Annotated in this window: 12 protein-coding genes and 1 pseudogene; 6 read left to right on the top strand and 7 right to left on the bottom strand. The window is 65.1% G+C overall.

All coding sequences use genetic code 11. The features are described from left to right. Positions 1-25 precede the first annotated feature (25 nt). From LDZ26_RS21440 to LDZ26_RS21410, 7 genes are all read right to left on the bottom strand, one after another. Entirely contained in the window at positions 26-1,222 is a 1,197-nt protein-coding gene (locus tag LDZ26_RS21440; RefSeq protein WP_244850657.1) for a glycosyltransferase, read from the bottom strand. Beyond that, complete coding sequence (locus LDZ26_RS21435) at positions 1,219-2,394, bottom strand: glycosyltransferase family 4 protein (RefSeq protein WP_244850656.1); 1,176 nt, start codon at positions 2,392-2,394, stop codon at positions 1,219-1,221. The genes LDZ26_RS21440 and LDZ26_RS21435 overlap by 4 nt, the downstream gene beginning before the upstream one ends. Then, a complete protein-coding gene (locus LDZ26_RS21430) occupies positions 2,391-3,581 on the bottom strand; it encodes a glycosyltransferase family 4 protein (RefSeq protein ID WP_244850655.1) in 1,191 nt (396 codons plus the stop codon). Before LDZ26_RS21430 ends, LDZ26_RS21435 begins: the two co-directional genes overlap by 4 nt. Then, positions 3,578-4,873, bottom strand: a complete 1,296-nt coding sequence (gene murJ, locus LDZ26_RS21425) for a murein biosynthesis integral membrane protein MurJ (RefSeq protein ID WP_244850654.1) — start codon at positions 4,871-4,873, stop codon at positions 3,578-3,580. Before murJ ends, LDZ26_RS21430 begins: the two co-directional genes overlap by 4 nt. 85 nt (positions 4,874-4,958) lie before the next feature. Next, complete coding sequence (locus LDZ26_RS21420) at positions 4,959-6,062, bottom strand: SDR family oxidoreductase (RefSeq protein WP_244850653.1); 1,104 nt, start codon at positions 6,060-6,062, stop codon at positions 4,959-4,961. Positions 6,063-6,082: 20 nt separating this feature from the next. Beyond that, positions 6,083-7,360 carry a Vi polysaccharide biosynthesis UDP-N-acetylglucosamine C-6 dehydrogenase TviB gene (gene tviB / locus LDZ26_RS21415; protein WP_244850652.1) on the bottom strand — a complete coding sequence of 426 codons (1,278 nt, stop codon included), beginning with the start codon at positions 7,358-7,360 and terminating at the stop codon, positions 6,083-6,085. Between the two features lie 91 nt (positions 7,361-7,451). Beyond that, positions 7,452-9,698 (bottom strand): polysaccharide biosynthesis tyrosine autokinase, encoded by a 2,247-nt coding sequence (locus LDZ26_RS21410; RefSeq protein WP_244850651.1) that lies wholly within the window; start codon positions 9,696-9,698, stop codon positions 7,452-7,454. Between the two features lie 610 nt (positions 9,699-10,308). Between LDZ26_RS21410 and LDZ26_RS21405 the strand changes: the two genes are divergently transcribed. The 6 genes and pseudogenes from LDZ26_RS21405 (at position 10,309) to LDZ26_RS21380 (ending at position 15,688) form a co-directional block, all read left to right on the top strand. Continuing rightward, the gene (locus LDZ26_RS21405; protein ID WP_244850650.1) at positions 10,309-10,926 is read left to right on the top strand and encodes a DJ-1/PfpI family protein; all 618 of its coding nucleotides are present in this window, start codon (positions 10,309-10,311) and stop codon (positions 10,924-10,926) included. Positions 10,927-11,102: 176 nt separating this feature from the next. Next, positions 11,103-11,528 (top strand): NUDIX domain-containing protein, encoded by a 426-nt coding sequence (locus LDZ26_RS21400; protein WP_244850649.1) that lies wholly within the window; start codon positions 11,103-11,105, stop codon positions 11,526-11,528. Positions 11,529-11,655: 127 nt separating this feature from the next. Further along, the gene (locus tag LDZ26_RS21395) at positions 11,656-12,690 is read left to right on the top strand and encodes a YhcG family protein (protein ID WP_244850648.1); all 1,035 of its coding nucleotides are present in this window, start codon (positions 11,656-11,658) and stop codon (positions 12,688-12,690) included. Between the two features lie 105 nt (positions 12,691-12,795). After that, positions 12,796-14,862: a DNA-binding protein gene (locus tag LDZ26_RS21390; protein WP_244850643.1), complete on the top strand. Its 2,067-nt coding sequence runs from the start codon at positions 12,796-12,798 to the stop codon at positions 14,860-14,862. 73 nt (positions 14,863-14,935) lie between these two features. Further along, positions 14,936-15,350: pseudogene (locus LDZ26_RS21385) on the top strand (ester cyclase). After that, positions 15,347-15,688, top strand: coding sequence for a GFA family protein (locus LDZ26_RS21380; protein ID WP_244850641.1), 342 nt, complete (start codon positions 15,347-15,349; stop codon positions 15,686-15,688). Before LDZ26_RS21385 ends, LDZ26_RS21380 begins: the two are co-directional and overlap by 4 nt. Positions 15,689-15,698 lie beyond the last annotated feature (10 nt).

Raw genomic sequence — 15,698 nt, 5'->3', positions numbered from 1 at the left:
CTTTCCATAAGCGTTAGAGGTCGTTTCAGGCATTCAGCCTCTCCGCTCGCGGGCCGCGGGGCATCGTACGAATTCCGCGGTACGTTTCCTCGTAGCGGCGCCAGGTTGTGTCGATTGAAAACTCACGCTCTATCCGCTCGCGAGCCGCCTTTCCCAGCGCCGCGCGTGTCTCATCGCTCAGCGTCAGCATCGCGACGAGCGCGTCCGCAAGCGCGTCGGCATCTTGCGGCGGAACCACGAAGCCCGTTTCGCCGATGAGCCATTTCGTATCGCCCACATCGGTCGCCACGCAGGGAACGCCGCAGGCCATCGCTTCTCCGACCACCGTCGGCAAACCTTCGCTGCGCGACGAGAGGCAAAAGACGTCGAGCGCCGCGAGTGTCGTCTGCGGGTCCCGCAACGCGCCGAGCAGCCGGCACGCGTGCTCGACGCCGGCCTCGCGCAACCAAGCGACAAGCTCGCCGTTGCTCTCGTCGAGACCGCGCCCGGCCATCACGAAGCGGCAATGCGGCAGCGCCTGAAGCACGCGGCGCATCGCGGCGATGAAATTCGGGTAGTCCTTCACCGGGTGATATCGCCCGACGATACCGATCACCGGCGCATCCACGTCGAAGCCGAGCGCGCGGCGCAAGGTCTCGCGCGCCTGCGGCATCGGTCTGAAGACATCGGCTTCGAAGCCGTTCGGGATCACCATCATCTTGTTCGCGTAGTAGCCGCCGTGCGCGTGCGAACGCCTGGCCGCCTCGCCGCAACAGATGATCGAATCCGGCACGCGCGCCGACAGCAACGCGCACGCTCGCGTGACCCAGCGCGTCATGCGGTTGCTGCCGGTCGAACGCAAGTCGGTGTGGTGGATGCCCCAGACGAGCGCGGGTCGGGGCGCGCGCAAACCGCGCATGCGTCGCCAGGCGCTTGCGGCATGCACGGCGAGCCCACCCATCAGATCGCCGTGATAAAGCCACGTCTGCACGACATCCGGATCCAGCTCGTCGAGCCAGCGGATCAGCGTCGCGAACTTGCGCGGACCGGGCACGCCGCGGCGCATGCCGAGGATGCGCACGTCGGCGCCCGCTTCGCGAATGCGCGCCGCCAGCGTGTCTTCGGACGAAAGCGAGATCACCGTATGCCGAACGCCGGTTCCGCGCGATGCGCGTATCAGCCGGTAGAGCAGCATCTCCGCGCCGTCGGCCGGCAGCGCCGTGATGACGTGAACGATCTTCACGGCGCGATGTGAAGCGACGAAGGCGCGCGTTCCGGCGCGGGCGCGAGCGTACGGTACACGCCGATGGTCTTGTCGAGCACGATGGCTTCGTCGAATTCGCGCAAGGCTTTTTCGCGAGCGGCAAGACCCAGCCGGCGTGCGAGCGCGCGATCGTCGTCGAGCAGGCGAATGGCGTTGGCGAGCGCCGTCGCATCGCGCACCGGCACCACGAGACCGTCCTCGCCGTTACGACTGACGACTTCGCGGCAGCCGGGCGCGTCCGTCGTGATGAGCGGCAGCGCGCACGCCGCCGCTTCGATCAGCGATTTCGGCAGACCTTCGCGATAGCTCGGCAGCACCATCACGTCGGTTTGCGCGAGTAGCGCGGGCATGTCGCTCACGTGGCCGCGCCATTCCACGAGACCTTCGGCCACCCAGCCTTCGATGGTCGACCGCTCGATCGACGCCGGATTGCCCGCGTCCGGCATGCCCGCAAGCACGAAGCGGATGGTGCGCTGCTCGCGCTTGAGCGCGCGCGCCGCTTCGACGAACTCCGCGATGCCCTTGTCCCACAACATGCGCGCGGCGAGCAGCACGCGCAGCGGTTCGGACGAGAGCGGCGCGTCTTCGGGCGGCGCCTTGAAGCGCGAACAGTTCACCCCCGAGCCTTTGATGAGATGAATCGCTTTTTCATCGACGAGGCGCGCGGTCTTGAACATCGTCACATCGTCGGGATTTTGCAAAATGAGCGCGCAGTCGTCGCCGTCGAGCGCGACGCGCAGCACGCGTCGAACGAGCGGGCGCAGCAGCCGCGCCTTCAAATCGCGGCTCGTGAACACGTAGCCGAGGCCCGCCACCGAATTCACCCGCGCAGGCACGCCCGCCAGCTTTGCGCCGAGCGATCCATAGACCGCGCTCTTGATCGTGAAACCGTGGACCAGCGCCGCGTCCTCTTCGCGAAAGAGGCGGGCGAGCCATAACACCAGCGCCAGTTCGCGCAACGGGTTGAGACTGCGGCGAATCATCGGCACGGCGCGCCAGCGAAAGCCGAGTTCGCACAGCTTCGGCCCGTATTCGCCCGGCGGCGAGATCAGCACGACTTCGTGACCCATGTCGCGTAACCGGTAGGCCAGCGACAGGCGGAAGTTGTACAGATACCAGTCGGTATTCGCAAACAGGATGACTTTGTTCATGGCCTCGTCCCATGCAGCGTGGTTGTGCCCCGACGATTGCGGACGTTCGCGCTCTGCGGCGCGTGGATACCGGCTGCCCGCACACCGACGCGCTGAAATAGCGCGTCCCAAAGCCTGAGAATCGCGTCCACCGAGTAACGCTCGCGCATCGACTGCGCGCCTTTGCGTCCCAGTTCGGCGCGCAATCTTTCGTCGCCGAGCAGGCGAGCCAGTGCGTCGGCGAGCGCGTCGCGGTCGTTCGGCGGCACGAGCAGCGCGTCTTCGCCGTTGCGCGTGATGTCGCGCGGGCCGCTCTTGCAATCGACTGCCACGGCGGGCACGCCGAGCGCCATGCTTTCGGCGAGCGCGAGCCCGAATCCTTCGAAGCGCGACGACATGGCGAACGCCTGCGCGCGCCGCATCTCCGCCCACGGATCGCTCGTGACGCCGGGCAGCGAAATGCGTTCGCCGAGTCCGTGGCCGTCGATCTTCGCCTGTAGCGATGCACGCTCGGCGCCTTCGCCCCATATGGTCAGATCCCACATCGGGAAGCGCGACGCAATCGACGCGAACGCGTCGATCAGGAGTCCGTAATTCTTCTGCGGATGAAGACGTCCGAACGAAGCGAGCCGCATGCGCCCGTTTTCAGCGGCAAGCGTGCGCGGCCCCGACTCGCGGAACAGTTCGGGCGGCAGCGGGTTCGGCATGACCGCCATATGGCGCACGCCGGGCACCATCGCCCGGAAAGGCTCAACCACGTTCTCGGTCAGGACCGTGACCGCGTCCGCGCGCGGATAGGCAAGACGCGTGGCGAGCCGCCAGAACCGCGAGCGCCCGTCGACGGACGGATCGTTGTGCTCGCACACGATGAGCGGCACGCGTTGCCTGAGCGACGCGAGAATGCCCGCGAGGTTCACGTTATAAAGAAAGCACACGACGACATCCGGCCGGCTTTCGGCGATGACCGCGCGCAGCGCGCGCTGGCGCTCGAGATAACCGAGCGCGCCGCCGCGCGGTTGCTTCACGCGGTCGGCCAGCCGCACGAAGCGCACCGTGTCCGAGAGCGCATAGAAGCAGGGCGTGCTCCGGCGATACGTCGCGACCAGCGTGACGGTGTCGCCCCGCGCGCTCCACGCATTGACGAGCGTGGCCGCGACACGTTCGGCGCCGCCGCTTCCCATCGAACTCACGAGCAGCGTGATGTTCATGCGACCAGATCTCCCGTGGGACGCGCGGGCGGCACGCGCCTCGCGATGATCATCGACAGGCAGAACACCGAAGCGTGCATCATGCCGGTTGCGAGCAGCACCCCCGGCATGCCGATCCAGCGCGTGAGCACGACATTGGCCAGCACCTTCACGACGAAGGCGAGCGCCGTGACCACCGCCATGTCCTTGTAGCGCCCTTCGACGGACAGCAGGTTCATCATCACCAGCGCCGCGAAGTAGAAAGGAAGCTGCACGAGCGAATAACGCATCAGCTCGGCGACGAGCAGCGTATTGCTCGCGGTGAACGCGCCGCGCTGAAAGAGCACCTGCACCATCCACGGCGCGAGCGGATACGCAATCACGGCGCACAGCGCGCCAGCGCCCAGCATCAGCACGGACCACTGGAACGCGGTCTGCCGCGCGCGCGTCACGTCGTCCTTGCCGAGAATGTCGGACAGCACGGGTAGCGTGCCCTGCGCGATCGCGAGCGCGCCCATGCTGACGAGCAGGCCGAAGACGCGGTTCGCATAGCCGAGTGTCGCGACCGCGCCATCGCCCAGATGCGCGACGAAGTATTGATCCAGCGCGGGCGAGCAGCACACGACGAGCTGGCCCAGCATGAAGACGCGCACCGCGCGATAGATGGGTTGCCAGCGGCTCGAACGGAACGTGAGCGAGAGCCGCGCGTAACGGCCTTCCACCTTGCCGCCGAGCGGCCAGACCACCAGCACGAATACCGCATAGCCGAGCAGCGTGCCCCACATGAGCGGCACCATCGCGCTCTTTTCCGTCATGAACAGCACGAGCAGCAGCGTCATCACGGCCGGCAAGCCGTCGAGCAGCGTGCCGATATGGCGCTCCTTCGACTGCAGGCGCGTGCCGTACGCAGTCTCGATCATGATGAGTACCCCGATGGGCGCCATCACCAGCATCATCTGATGCGCCATCTCCCTCGTCTGCGCGGAGAGGCTGCCCGCCATGAATTGCAGAGCGTACGGCCACACCAGATAAAGAATCGCGGTGAAGAGCAAGCCGACGACGATTCCCCAGGCCACTAGCTCGCCGAGAAACTGTGCCTCCTCGTTCGCCGACTGGCGGCGCAGGTCCACGAATGCCGGAACCAGCACGATCGCGAACACGGCCGCGCATGCAGCCGGCAGCCACGAAACGAGCGTCAACGTGATCTGATACGCATCCACGACGTGACTGATGCCATAGCGATACGCGATAACCATTTCCTTGGCCGCGCCCGCGCATCGCCCGAGCAGGACGAAGACGGCGACACGCGCCATCCCGCGCGCGGCGCGCAGGTGATCCGGGTGAAGCTGTAAAAGCCGTTCTCTCAGTGCCGCAAATTGTGAGATCAACGCAAAGGCCTCATGGTCCGCCGCCTGCGGCCGATAGCGCCTGTGCGCTGATTGGCTCGCGGTCAGCTTGTTCTGAAAGGAAGCGGACATACCACGGCATGGCTTTCTCGATGCCATCCGCGAAAGCGACCTTGCGTCCGTAACCGAGCAGACGCTCGGCCTTCGAAACGTCGGCTTGCGAATGGCGCACGTCGCCCGCGCGGAATGGGCCGTACTCCGGGTCCCGGCGGCTCGTGATGCCATGTCGGGCGAGCGCCCGCTTGAGTTCTTGGTATAGCTGCTTGAGCGTCGTGCGGTCCCCGACCGCGACGTTGTACACCTGCCCCTTCGCCTCGCGCGCGGCCATCGCAGCGAGGATATTCACTTGCACGACGTTATCGACATAACAGAAGTCGCGGCTCGTCTCGCCGTCGCCGTTGATGGTGATGACTTCGTCTTCGATGAGCGCGGCGGTCCACTTCGGAATCACGGCCGCATACGCGCCGTCCGGGTCCTGACGCTTGCCGAACACGTTGAAGTAGCGCAGCCCTGTCGCGTGGAAGTCGTAGGTTCGCGCGAACACCGACGCATACAGTTCGTTCGCATACTTGGTCACCGCATAGGGCGAGAGTGGCTGGCCGATGCGGTCCTCCACCTTCGGCAAGCCCGGATGGTCGCCATACGTCGAACTCGACGCGGCATACGTGAAGCTCTCGACGCCCGCTTCGCGCGCCGCGCACAGCATGTTGAGAAAGCCGCTCAGGTTGACGTCGTGCGTCGCGATGGGATCGCGCACGGAACGCGGCACGGAACCGAGCGCCGCTTCGTGCAGCACGTGGTCCACGCCTTCGAGCGCCGCCTTGCAATCCGCGATGTTGCGGATATCGCCTTCGATGAAGCGAAACCGCTGCCACTGCCGCTCGTCGACGACCCTGCGCACTTCGTCCAGATTGCGCCGGTGCCCGGTCGCAAAGTTGTCGAGGCCGACCACGCGTTGATCGAGCGCGAGCAAGGCTTCCAGCAGGTTCGAGCCGATGAAGCCGGCCACACCGGTGACAAGCCACGTCTGCGGCTTCTCGCGCAACGCCTGGCATACGGATTCGTATCGGTCGAGGTCAAGGTCGGGGTCGGGCATGGTCGTTCTCTGTGAAGGCGTCACAGACGCAGGTCGCTGGCGTCGGCCGGAAGCACGTATTTCAGGTCGTACACCACGTGCTGATCCTTGCCGAGCGCATGCAGCGCGTCAGCACCCATCTCCGCGAACTGACGATGCGATACCGCCACGATGATCGCGTCGTACGCGCCTTTCGCGGGTTCTTCGATAGGCTGAATGCCGTATTCATGGAACGCATCTTCACGCGAGATCCACGGGTCGTAGACATCGACGTTCGTGCCGTATTGCTGCAACTCCGTGACGATATCGACCACGCGCGAGTTGCGCATGTCCGGGCAGTTCTCCTTGAACGCGAGGCCCATCACCAGCACACGCGCGCCCGGAATATAGATGCGCGCGCGGGTCATCGCCTTCACGAGTTGCGAGACCGCGTAAGTGCCCATGCTGTCGTTCAGGCGCCGCCCCGCGAGAATGATTTCGGGGTTGTAGCCGATGGACTGCGCCATGTGCGTCAGATAATACGGATCGACGCCGATGCAGTGTCCGCCGACGAGCCCGGGCCTGAAGTTGAGGAAGTTCCACTTGGTGCCGGCCGCCAGCAGCACGTCTTCGGTGTCAATGCCCATCTTGTTGAATATGATCGACAGCTCGTTCACGAGCGCGATGTTCACGTCGCGCTGCGTGTTCTCGATGGCCTTCGCCGCTTCGGCCACGCGAATGCTGCTCGCCTTGTGCGTGCCGGCGGTGATGATCTGCCGATACAACTCATCCACCGCGTCCGCGACTTCCGGCGTAGAACCCGAGGTCACCTTCTTGATGTCGGGCAGGCGATGCAGCTTGTCGCCCGGGTTGATGCGCTCAGGACTGTAACCGGCGAAGAAGTCCACGTTGAAGCGCAGGCCCGACACGCGTTCGAGCACGGGCACGCATTCTTCTTCCGTGACGCCCGGATACACGGTCGATTCGTAGATCACGACATCGCCGGGTTTCAGCGCCGAGCCGATGGTTTCGCTCGCGCGCAGCAGCATGCCGAGATCGGGGCGCTTGTGCCGGTCAATGGGCGTCGGCACGGTGGCGATGAAAACGGTGCAGTCCTTGAGCGCTGCGGGATCGTCGGCGAAGACGAGCGATTGCGCGGCGCGCAGTTCGTCGTCGGGCACTTCGAGGGTCGCGTCGTGGCCTTCGCGCAGCGAGTCGATGCGATGGCGGTTCACGTCGAAGCCCACCACTTCATGATGCTTGCTGAACTCGACGGCGAGGGGCAGGCCCACATAGCCGAGCCCGATCACGGCGATCTTCTGGTCAGTAAGCGAAGGCATGACGGTTTCTCCAGTCTCTAAGCAACGCGTGGGGTCGGATGGTGCCTGGCGGTTCGTCTGCTGCGGCCCCGCAGCGCGGGACCGGGCCAGCTTATTCGGGTGCGGACTCGTAGTTGTGCGCGACATAGGCGCTGCTGCCATAGCGGCCCGCGAGCGCCTTGTTCGCCGTATGCAGCGAGACGCCGTTGAGCAGCACGCCGGTCACGCGCGCGCCCGTCTGGTTGAGCCGCTTCATGGCCTCTTTGATTTCGCCGACGCGCGTGCGCCCATACAGCGAGACGAGGAAGATGGTGCCGGCGGCGGGAGCGACCGCACCTGCGTCCGATACGGCGAGCACGGCTGCGGCGTCCACCAGCACGATGTCGTAGCTTCGCGACGCTTCTGCGATCACCTCGCGGTACTTCGCGCTCAACAGCAACTCGGCCGGGCTCGCCGGATATGGTCCGCCTTGCAGCACATCGAGATTCGGCAACACGTTGCGCTGAACCGAGCCTTCGAAGGTATGCGTGCCGAGCAGAATGTTCGCGAGCCCCGGCCCCGGCTGAATGCCGAACTGCCGATGCAGATAGCCTTTGCGCAAGTCGGCGTCGATCAGCAGCACGCGCGTGCCGCCCGACGCGAGCACCGTGGCGAGATTCGCGGACAGAAACGACTTGCCGACGCCCGGCAGCGGCCCGGCGACCATGACGACGTTGTTGCGCGCGCCCACCAGCGAAAACTGGAGCGCGGAGCGCAGAATGCGCAGCGCTTCGACGGTCGGGTCCTTCGGGAACTGAGCGGCGAGCACCGCCTGACGCGGCGACGTGCCGTTCACGACGCTCGTGAGCGCCGACTGACGCGCGCTCTGCGGAATCGTCGCGAACACGCTCAGGCCCGTTTCGACCTCGATCTCCTGCGTATCCGTCACGCCGCGGAAGATGCGGTCGAGCAGCATCGCGAGGCCCACGGCCGCGAAGAGGCCGAGCGCGAGCGCGACGGCGAACGCGAGCCACTTGATCGGCTTGACCGGCAGTTCGGGCACGTCCGCCGTGTCGATCAACTGAACCGACGCGGCCTTGCCCGCCTTGATGAGCATCATTTCTTCGATGTTGTTGCGCAGCGCCGTGTACAGGTCCGTGCTTACCCGGACGTTCCGCAGGAGGCGCAGCGCGCCTTGCTCTTCCATCGGCATGGAACGCGTGCGGTCGTTCAGCTTCGAGAGAAACTGCTCGGTCGCGGCGATCTGCCTGTCGATGGCGACGATTCGCGGGTGCGCGCTCGAGAACGTCGTGGACAGCTCGTCGCGCGAATGGCGCAAGGTGAGGAGCTGCGCGCTCGTGTCGGCGGTCTGCTTGAGCAGCAGACGGTTCGCTTCATCGGTGTCGAGCAGCGAATTCTTGTCGCGATAGGTGTTGTACGCGTTCTCCGCGTCTTCCATCTGGCGCTTGAGCACGGGCAACTGACGTTGCAGATACGTGAGCGAGTTCTCCGCGATGACGGCCTTGCGGTCGCCGTTGAGCCGTACGTACTGCCGGCCGATCTCGTTGATGGTCGCGGCCACCTGCACGGCGTCGGCGCTTTCGAGCGTCGCCTTCAGCACGCTCGATTTATTGCCCTGCTCGCTGATCTTCATCTGATTCTGGATCGCGTCGATGGTCAGCTGACGCGAGTAGTGCACGACCTCGAAGCCGACGCCCGGATTGCCGCGCATCGCCGTGACGAGCAGGCGCACGGGTCCCTTCGGCGTCTGCACGAGCAACACTTCGCCGACGGTGCCGATGACCGGCGTGCCGAGCGCGGGATTGCTCAGTTCGTACTGTCCGTCCTTGCGCGCCGTCAGCCTGAACTTGCTGCCTTCGAGCTGGCGCGGCACGTCGAAGTCGGGAACGGTGATGGATTCGTCGCCCCATGCGTAATCGCCGAAACCGAAGAGGCCCGGCTCCGACAACTCGCCGTTGTGATGCGAGAAGCGGCTGCCGAAAACCGGCAAGCGGCGCGGCTCGGCGCTGATATAGAGCTTGAGCGCGTCGACCGCCCGCGAGACCACGAGCTTCGAGCCGAGCACCTGCATTTCGCCTTCGGCCGAAGAGCGATCGTCGAGCGTCGGCAGCATGTTGCTCAGTGGATCGCCGGGGCGCGAATTCGATACGTCCTTGTTGTCTTCGACCTTGATCAGAATCGCGGATTGATAGATCGGCGGGCTCAGATACGCGTAAGCCGCGCCGAGCAGCAACGCAAAAAGCACGACAACGGAAATCAGCACGCGGTGATTGATCACCGTGTCGATTAAAGAGGCAAAAGGAATCTCGTCGTCGGCATCTGTCGCGGCTTCGTCGGACGTTTTAGCTCTGGCAATCATATTCAGCAGTTCCGGGCGCTTATGGTCGGTTCAAACAGAGACGGCGGACTTCTGAAGCGGCAGGCTCCGAGTGAGTTTCTAAGGAAAGCAAATGATTGTTCTGTGTGCGCGTGAGACAAATTGCGCGTGACGCAACCGTATCAGTCTGCATTTCACGGGTATGCGCGGAACCCCACACTCCGGCCTGCGGGTATATCGGATAGCGAATCAAATCGCCTGAGGATTATTTGAGAACGCTCGCGTCTAGTTAATTCGGGTTGCTAAAGCAAGAGAGTTTGCGTCGGTGTTTATACCGACGTGCATATCCATCTAATGAATCGAACGTGAATCGCGCGTGTTTATGACTCGCGTATTAATCGAGTCGGCTATTTCCCGACGAGTGGCGTTTGTTTTGAATGCTTAAAAGAACGATGATGCGAAAGCTTCGTCGGAAGAATGGGCGTTCGCGCGAAGGCTCGAAGTACTAATAAGACGCACCGGCGCTGGGATGTCCCGGTTGCCCGCGTTCGCTCGTGGCTTTAGTATGCGAAATCCCTAACGCCGGCCCCTAACGCCGGTCCCTAACGCCGGTCCCTAACGCCGATCCCTAACGCCGATTCCCTCAGCCGCCATGCACATCGCCATTCTCACCTTCGAAGGCTTCAACGAACTTGACTCGCTCGTCGCGCTCGGCATTCTGAATCGGATCAAGAGGCCGGACTGGAAGGTGTCGATTGCAAGCCCGTCGGCCGAAGTGCGCTCGATGAACGGCGTCGTGCTGAAGGCGCAGGCATCGTTGGAAGACGCGGCGGCTGCCGATGCGGTTATCGTGGGCAGCGGCATGCTGACGCGCGAAGTCGTCGCCGACGCGAGCCTGATGTCGCGGCTCGCGCTCGATCCCGCGCGCCAGCTCGTCGGCGCGCAGTGCTCGGGCACGCTCGTGCTCGCGAAGCTCGGCTTGCTGCAAGGCGTCCCCGCCTGCACCGATCTCACGACGAAGCCGTGGGTGCAGGAAGCCGGCGTCGCGATCCTCGAACAGCCGTTCTTCGCGCGGGGAAACGTCGCGACGGCGGGCGGCTGTCTCGCGTCCCAGTATCTGGCGGCGTGGGTCATTGCGCGGCTCGCGGGCGTCGATGCGGCGCAGGACGCGCTTCACTATGTCGCCCCGGTGGGCGAAAAGGACGCCTACGTGGATCGGGCGATGGCCAACGTGACGCCGTATCTGGATGCGGCGAGCGTTGTCGCATGAGCGCTTTTTCCGGTCGATAGCCGCTCGATTTGGTTAAACAGGTGCCGAAAAAAGCGGTGTAACCGATTGCGCCGCGCGGCGGTTATGCGTTACAACGAAATGACCGTCAGCGGCCGCAACGCTGGCGAGGCAGCCGCGCGAACGGGGCGACGCGGCATTCATCGGGAGATGGGGACATGAAGGTTCGGGCGACGGTGTTGCTGGTTCGCCAACATGCAGTGCTGCTGGTGAAGGAACGGGGCGGTCCGTGGTTTCTGCCGGGCGGCGAAGTCGGTCACGGCGAGCTGGCGATGAGCGCGGCCATCAGGGAGCTTTACGAGGAGACCGGCGCGGAGGCAAGCGCAGCGGCGTTTCTGTGGCAGCACGTGTCGGCGCACCACGTGCATCACGTTTATCGCGTGGCGATTCCGGCCGATGCGCGTCCGCATGCGAACTATCGCGCGGGCATCGACGAAGTGCGCTGGGTCGAGCTTTCGCAGTTGGCAGCCATGCCGGTCACGCCGGGCACGCGCGCCATTCTGAACCGCGCGGCCGGCGGCGGCACGACGCGCTCGTCGTGGCGCGACATCGGCTCGGCGCCGGGAGCGTCGGCGGGCTTTTGAGGGGCGCGAGCCGCGTGGCGCGGCTTGCGCTACGATCGGCACTGCGCGCAGCCGGATTGTCTCCGCGCCGCAGAGACAATCGGCCAGCGCGGCGCCGCGCCAGACCGCCGATTCCGACCCTCACCCTATGAGCGACCTGATTCCTTCTTCGCTTTTCGACGAAGTCCGCCGGCTGATCGATGCCGCCCGCGAGCGCGCGGCGGCCGTCGTCAACGCCGAACTCACGCTGCTCTACTGGCAGATCGGCAATCGGGTGCGCACCGAAGTGCTGCGCGGAACGCGCGCCGAATATGGCCGGCAGGTGGTCGCGACGCTCGCGCGCGAGCTCGGCGCCCGCTACGGACGCGGCTGGAGCGAGAAGCAACTGCGGCACTGCATGCGGCTCGCGGAGATTTTCCCGGACGAGCAAAGTGTCTCCGCAGTGCGGAGACAATTGAGCTGGACGCATCTCAAGACGCTGATTTATATCGACGATCCGCTCAAGCGCGATTTCTACATCGAGCTTGCGCGGGTCGAGCGGTGGTCGTCGCGGCAAATGCAGGAACGCATCAATTCGATGCTGTTCGAGCGCAGCGCCATTTCGCGCCAGCCCGAATCCGCCATTGCGCATGACATTGCCGTGATGCGCGACGAAGGGCGCATGGAACCGGCGGCGCTACTCAAAGACCCGTACGTGCTCGATTTCCTCGGGCTGAACGACCATTACCTCGAAAAAGACCTCGAAGACGCGATTCTCCGCGAGATGGAGCAGTTCCTTCTGGAACTCGGCGCGGGCTTCACGTTCGTCGCGCGTCAGAAGCGTCTACAGATCGACGAAGACGATTTCTACATCGACCTGCTGTTCTACAACCGCAAACTCAAGCGCCTCGTCGCGATCGAACTGAAGCTCGGCGCGTTCAAGGCGGAATACAAGAGCCAGATGGAACTCTATTTGCGCTGGCTCGCGAAGCACGAACAGGAGCCGGACGAGCTGCCGCCGCTCGGCATCATTCTGTGCGCGGGCAAAAAGCAGGAGCAGATCGAGCTGCTGGAACTGAACAAAAGCGGCATCCACGTCGCGGAATATCTGACGGTGCTGCCGCCGCGCGAAACGCTCGAAGCGAAGCTGCATCAGTCGATTCAGGCCGCGCGGTCGCGCCTTCTCACGCAGGAACCGGATTGAAGCGATGCTTCATCCGACGAAAGCGGGGCGCGAGCGCCAAGTTGTTGGATAATCCTATCTTTCGTCTGGCAAGTCGTTGCCCGATGCCTGTAATTCGAGGCGCCTATGTTCACAGAAGCAGACAACATCACCGATGAAGAGATTTTCTCGACCGTTCAACGCCTGACCGACGCCGGTCGTCCGGTATCGCCCGTGACGGTCTGGTCGGAACTGCGTCGCGGTTCGATCGTATCCATTGCCGCCGCGCTCGAACGCTGGCGCGACGCCCGGCAGCCCGCGCCGCCGGCGGCGCAGCCTTCGGCCGAGATGCCGCAGGAGCTGGCCGACGCGCTGATGAGCGCGGCGCATCGGCTGAGAAAGGCGTCGTGGGACGAGGCGCACAGCGCGGGCGCGCATCGCGCCGACCTGCTCGGGCAACGGCTTCAGACGGCGCTCGCGGAGCGCGACGAGGCGCTCGCCGTCTACCAGCAGACCGAGGGCGATGCGGCGAACAGTCGCCGGCAACTGGAAGAGTTGATGCACGCGCTGCGCGCATCGGAAGAAGCGGTCGCGCGTCTGCAGAATCAACAGAACGCCGCGAACGAGCGCGCCGAGGCCGCCGAAGCGCGCGTCGGCGAGCTCGCGCAGCGCGTCTCCGCGCAGGACGCCGAACTGAGCGCGGCGCGACTGTCGCTCGACGAGGAGCGCAAGGCGCGCGAAGCCGCGAGCGCCGATCTCGCGAGCAAGAACGAGGAGTTCGCGCGTATCGCCCAAGAGCGCGACGAAGCGCGGCAGCATCACGCGGCGAGCGCGCAGGAAGTGGAGCGTCTGTCGCAGGAAGCGAGCACGGCGTCGGCGCGCGCCGAGACCGCGACCGCGCAGGCTAACGAAAGCGCCGCGCGCATCGCGACGCTCGAGGCGGAACTGGACGCGGCGCGTCACGCGCTTGCCAGCGAACGCGAAGCCGGCGCGGCGCGAGAAGCAGAAGCCTCCGCCCGCGACGAAGCATTGCAGCGCGCGACGCGTGAGCTCGACGAAGCCCGCGCGAAGATCGACGAGAGCGAGACGCGCATGTCGGCGCTGGAGTCGGAACTCGCGGCACAGCGCGAGGCAAACGCGGCGGCATCGGCCGCGCACGAAGCGTTGCAGCACGCCACGCGCGAACTGGACGAAGCTCGCGCCAGGATCGACGAGAGCCAGAGCCGCATCGCGGCGCTGGAGTCCGAACTGATCGCAGAGCGCCAGGCGAGCGCGCAGCACGGCGCAGCGGCATCGACGGCGCAGGAAGCATTGCAGCACGCCACGCGCGAACTCGACGAAGCACGCGCCCAGATCAACGACAGCCATGCGCGCATCGCGGCGCTGGAGTCGGACCTGTCGAGAGAGCGCGAGACGAGCGCGGCGCACAGCGCGCAGGCATCCACGGCGCAGGAGGCGTTGCAGCAGGCCACGCGCGAACTGGACGAAGCGCGCGCCCAGATCAGCGACAGCCACGCGCGCATCGCGGCGCTGGAGTCGGACTTGTCGAGGGAGCGCGAGACGAGCGCGGCGCACAGCGCGCAGGCATCCACGGCGCAGGAAGCATTGCAGCAGGCCACGCGCGAACTGGACGAAGCACGCGCCCGCATCGACGAGATCACGCAGGAGAAGCACGTCGCGCAAAGCGAACTGGCGCGCGTGACGCAGGAAGCCGCCGCCGCGGTCGCCCGCGCCGACGAAGCGCAGCAGCAGGCCGCAACGCTCACGCAGCAGCTTGCCGAGCGCGAGAAGAGCGAGGCCGCCATGCGCGACGAACTGCGCGACCACAAGATCGCGTTGCAGACGGCGGGCGCGGCCAAGGAAGAGGAAATCGCGGCATTGCAGCGCCGCATCTCGGCGCAGGCGCAGACGCATTCGAAGGCCTACGACGAGCTTCGCAGCAACGCGGAGCAATGGGTCACGTATGCGCGCGACCTGAAGCAGCGGCTCGACGTGGCGAACGAGAAGATCCTTTTCATCGACGCACGCAGCACCGGCGAGGTCGCGCTGTTGCGGCGGCTCTCGACGGAACTGGAGCGTCTGAAGCCGGATCACGAACTCGTGTTCCGCGAGGCGCAGCAGAAGGTGATCGGCGAAAAGATCGCGCAGCAGCTTGCGCAGAAGGGCTATCGCTACGATCCCACGACGGCCGTCATGTCGAAGATCGAAGGCTAAACGCGACGTGTCCGCGCACCGCTTCAGCCAATCGAAGCGGTGCGCGCGTTTCATCACCGCGATGAGGCTTGCCATGCAAACAGAACGCATCGGGCTGGCAGAGATATACCGCGACTACATCGCGTGTCTGAACGAGCAGAACTGGCCGATGCTCGGCGCGTTCGTCCACGATGACGTGATCCACAACGGCCAGTGCATCGGGCTCGCCGGCTATCGGGCGATGCTCGAACGCGACTTCGCGCAGATCCCGGATCTTCGCTTCGATATCCGCCTGCTCGCCGCCGATCCGCCTTTCGTCGCGAGCCGCTTGTGGTTCGACTGCACGCCGAAGCAGGACTTCATGGGCCTGCGCATCGACGGGCAGACGCGTGTCCTTCGCGGAGAACGTGTTCTACGAGTTCCGCAAGGGCAAGATCGCGCAGGTGTGGTCCGTGATCGACAAAGCTGCGATCGAAGCGCAACTCCGAACCGCTGCGCCAATGCCATGATCGACGCTTCCTGTCATTGCGGCGCCATTCGCTTCACGCTCGACGCACCGCCCGCCGAAATCAATGCATGCGAATGTTCGCTCTGCCGCCGCTACGGCGCGCGATGGGCGTACTACGCGTTGCCGGCTGTTCGCTTCGCGCCCGATTGCGGCCCGACCGACATCTACATGTGGGGCCCGCGCCGGCTGGAGTTTCATCGCTGCGCACAGTGCGGGTGCCTCACGCACTGGCGCGCCGTGGACGTGAATCGCCCCGTCATGGGCATCAATACGCGGATGATGCCGCCGGATGCCGTCGCCGGCGCGCGCGTGTTCCGAGCAGGCGAGGCGACCGAATAGGCGATGCGGC

Source organism: Caballeronia sp. SL2Y3 (assembly GCF_022879575.1).
Taxonomy (GTDB): Bacteria; Pseudomonadota; Gammaproteobacteria; order Burkholderiales; family Burkholderiaceae; genus Caballeronia.
Note: the sequence above shows the minus strand (reverse complement) of the source record. Positions and strands in the feature narration are given on the sequence as shown.

What these genes read in the sequence shown, in the direction of transcription:
- LDZ26_RS21435 (WP_244850656.1), bottom strand. Translation starts at nt 2,394, where the DNA reads ATGAACAAAGTCATCCTGTTTGCGAATACCGACTGGTATCTGTACAAC.
- LDZ26_RS21430 (WP_244850655.1), bottom strand. Translation starts at nt 3,581, where the DNA reads ATGAACATCACGCTGCTCGTGAGTTCGATGGGAAGCGGCGGCGCCGAA.
- murJ (WP_244850654.1), bottom strand. Translation starts at nt 4,873, where the DNA reads ATGGCGCGTGTCGCCGTCTTCGTCCTGCTCGGGCGATGCGCGGGCGCG.
- LDZ26_RS21420 (WP_244850653.1), bottom strand. Translation starts at nt 6,062, where the DNA reads ATGCCCGACCCCGACCTTGACCTCGACCGATACGAATCCGTATGCCAG.
- tviB (WP_244850652.1), bottom strand. Translation starts at nt 7,360, where the DNA reads ATGCCTTCGCTTACTGACCAGAAGATCGCCGTGATCGGGCTCGGCTAT.
- LDZ26_RS21410 (WP_244850651.1), bottom strand. Translation starts at nt 9,698, where the DNA reads ATGATTGCCAGAGCTAAAACGTCCGACGAAGCCGCGACAGATGCCGAC.
- LDZ26_RS21405 (WP_244850650.1), top strand. Translation starts at nt 10,309, where the DNA reads ATGCACATCGCCATTCTCACCTTCGAAGGCTTCAACGAACTTGACTCG.
- LDZ26_RS21400 (WP_244850649.1), top strand. Translation starts at nt 11,103, where the DNA reads ATGAAGGTTCGGGCGACGGTGTTGCTGGTTCGCCAACATGCAGTGCTG.
- LDZ26_RS21395 (WP_244850648.1), top strand. Translation starts at nt 11,656, where the DNA reads ATGAGCGACCTGATTCCTTCTTCGCTTTTCGACGAAGTCCGCCGGCTG.
- LDZ26_RS21390 (WP_244850643.1), top strand. Translation starts at nt 12,796, where the DNA reads ATGTTCACAGAAGCAGACAACATCACCGATGAAGAGATTTTCTCGACC.
- LDZ26_RS21380 (WP_244850641.1), top strand. Translation starts at nt 15,347, where the DNA reads ATGATCGACGCTTCCTGTCATTGCGGCGCCATTCGCTTCACGCTCGAC.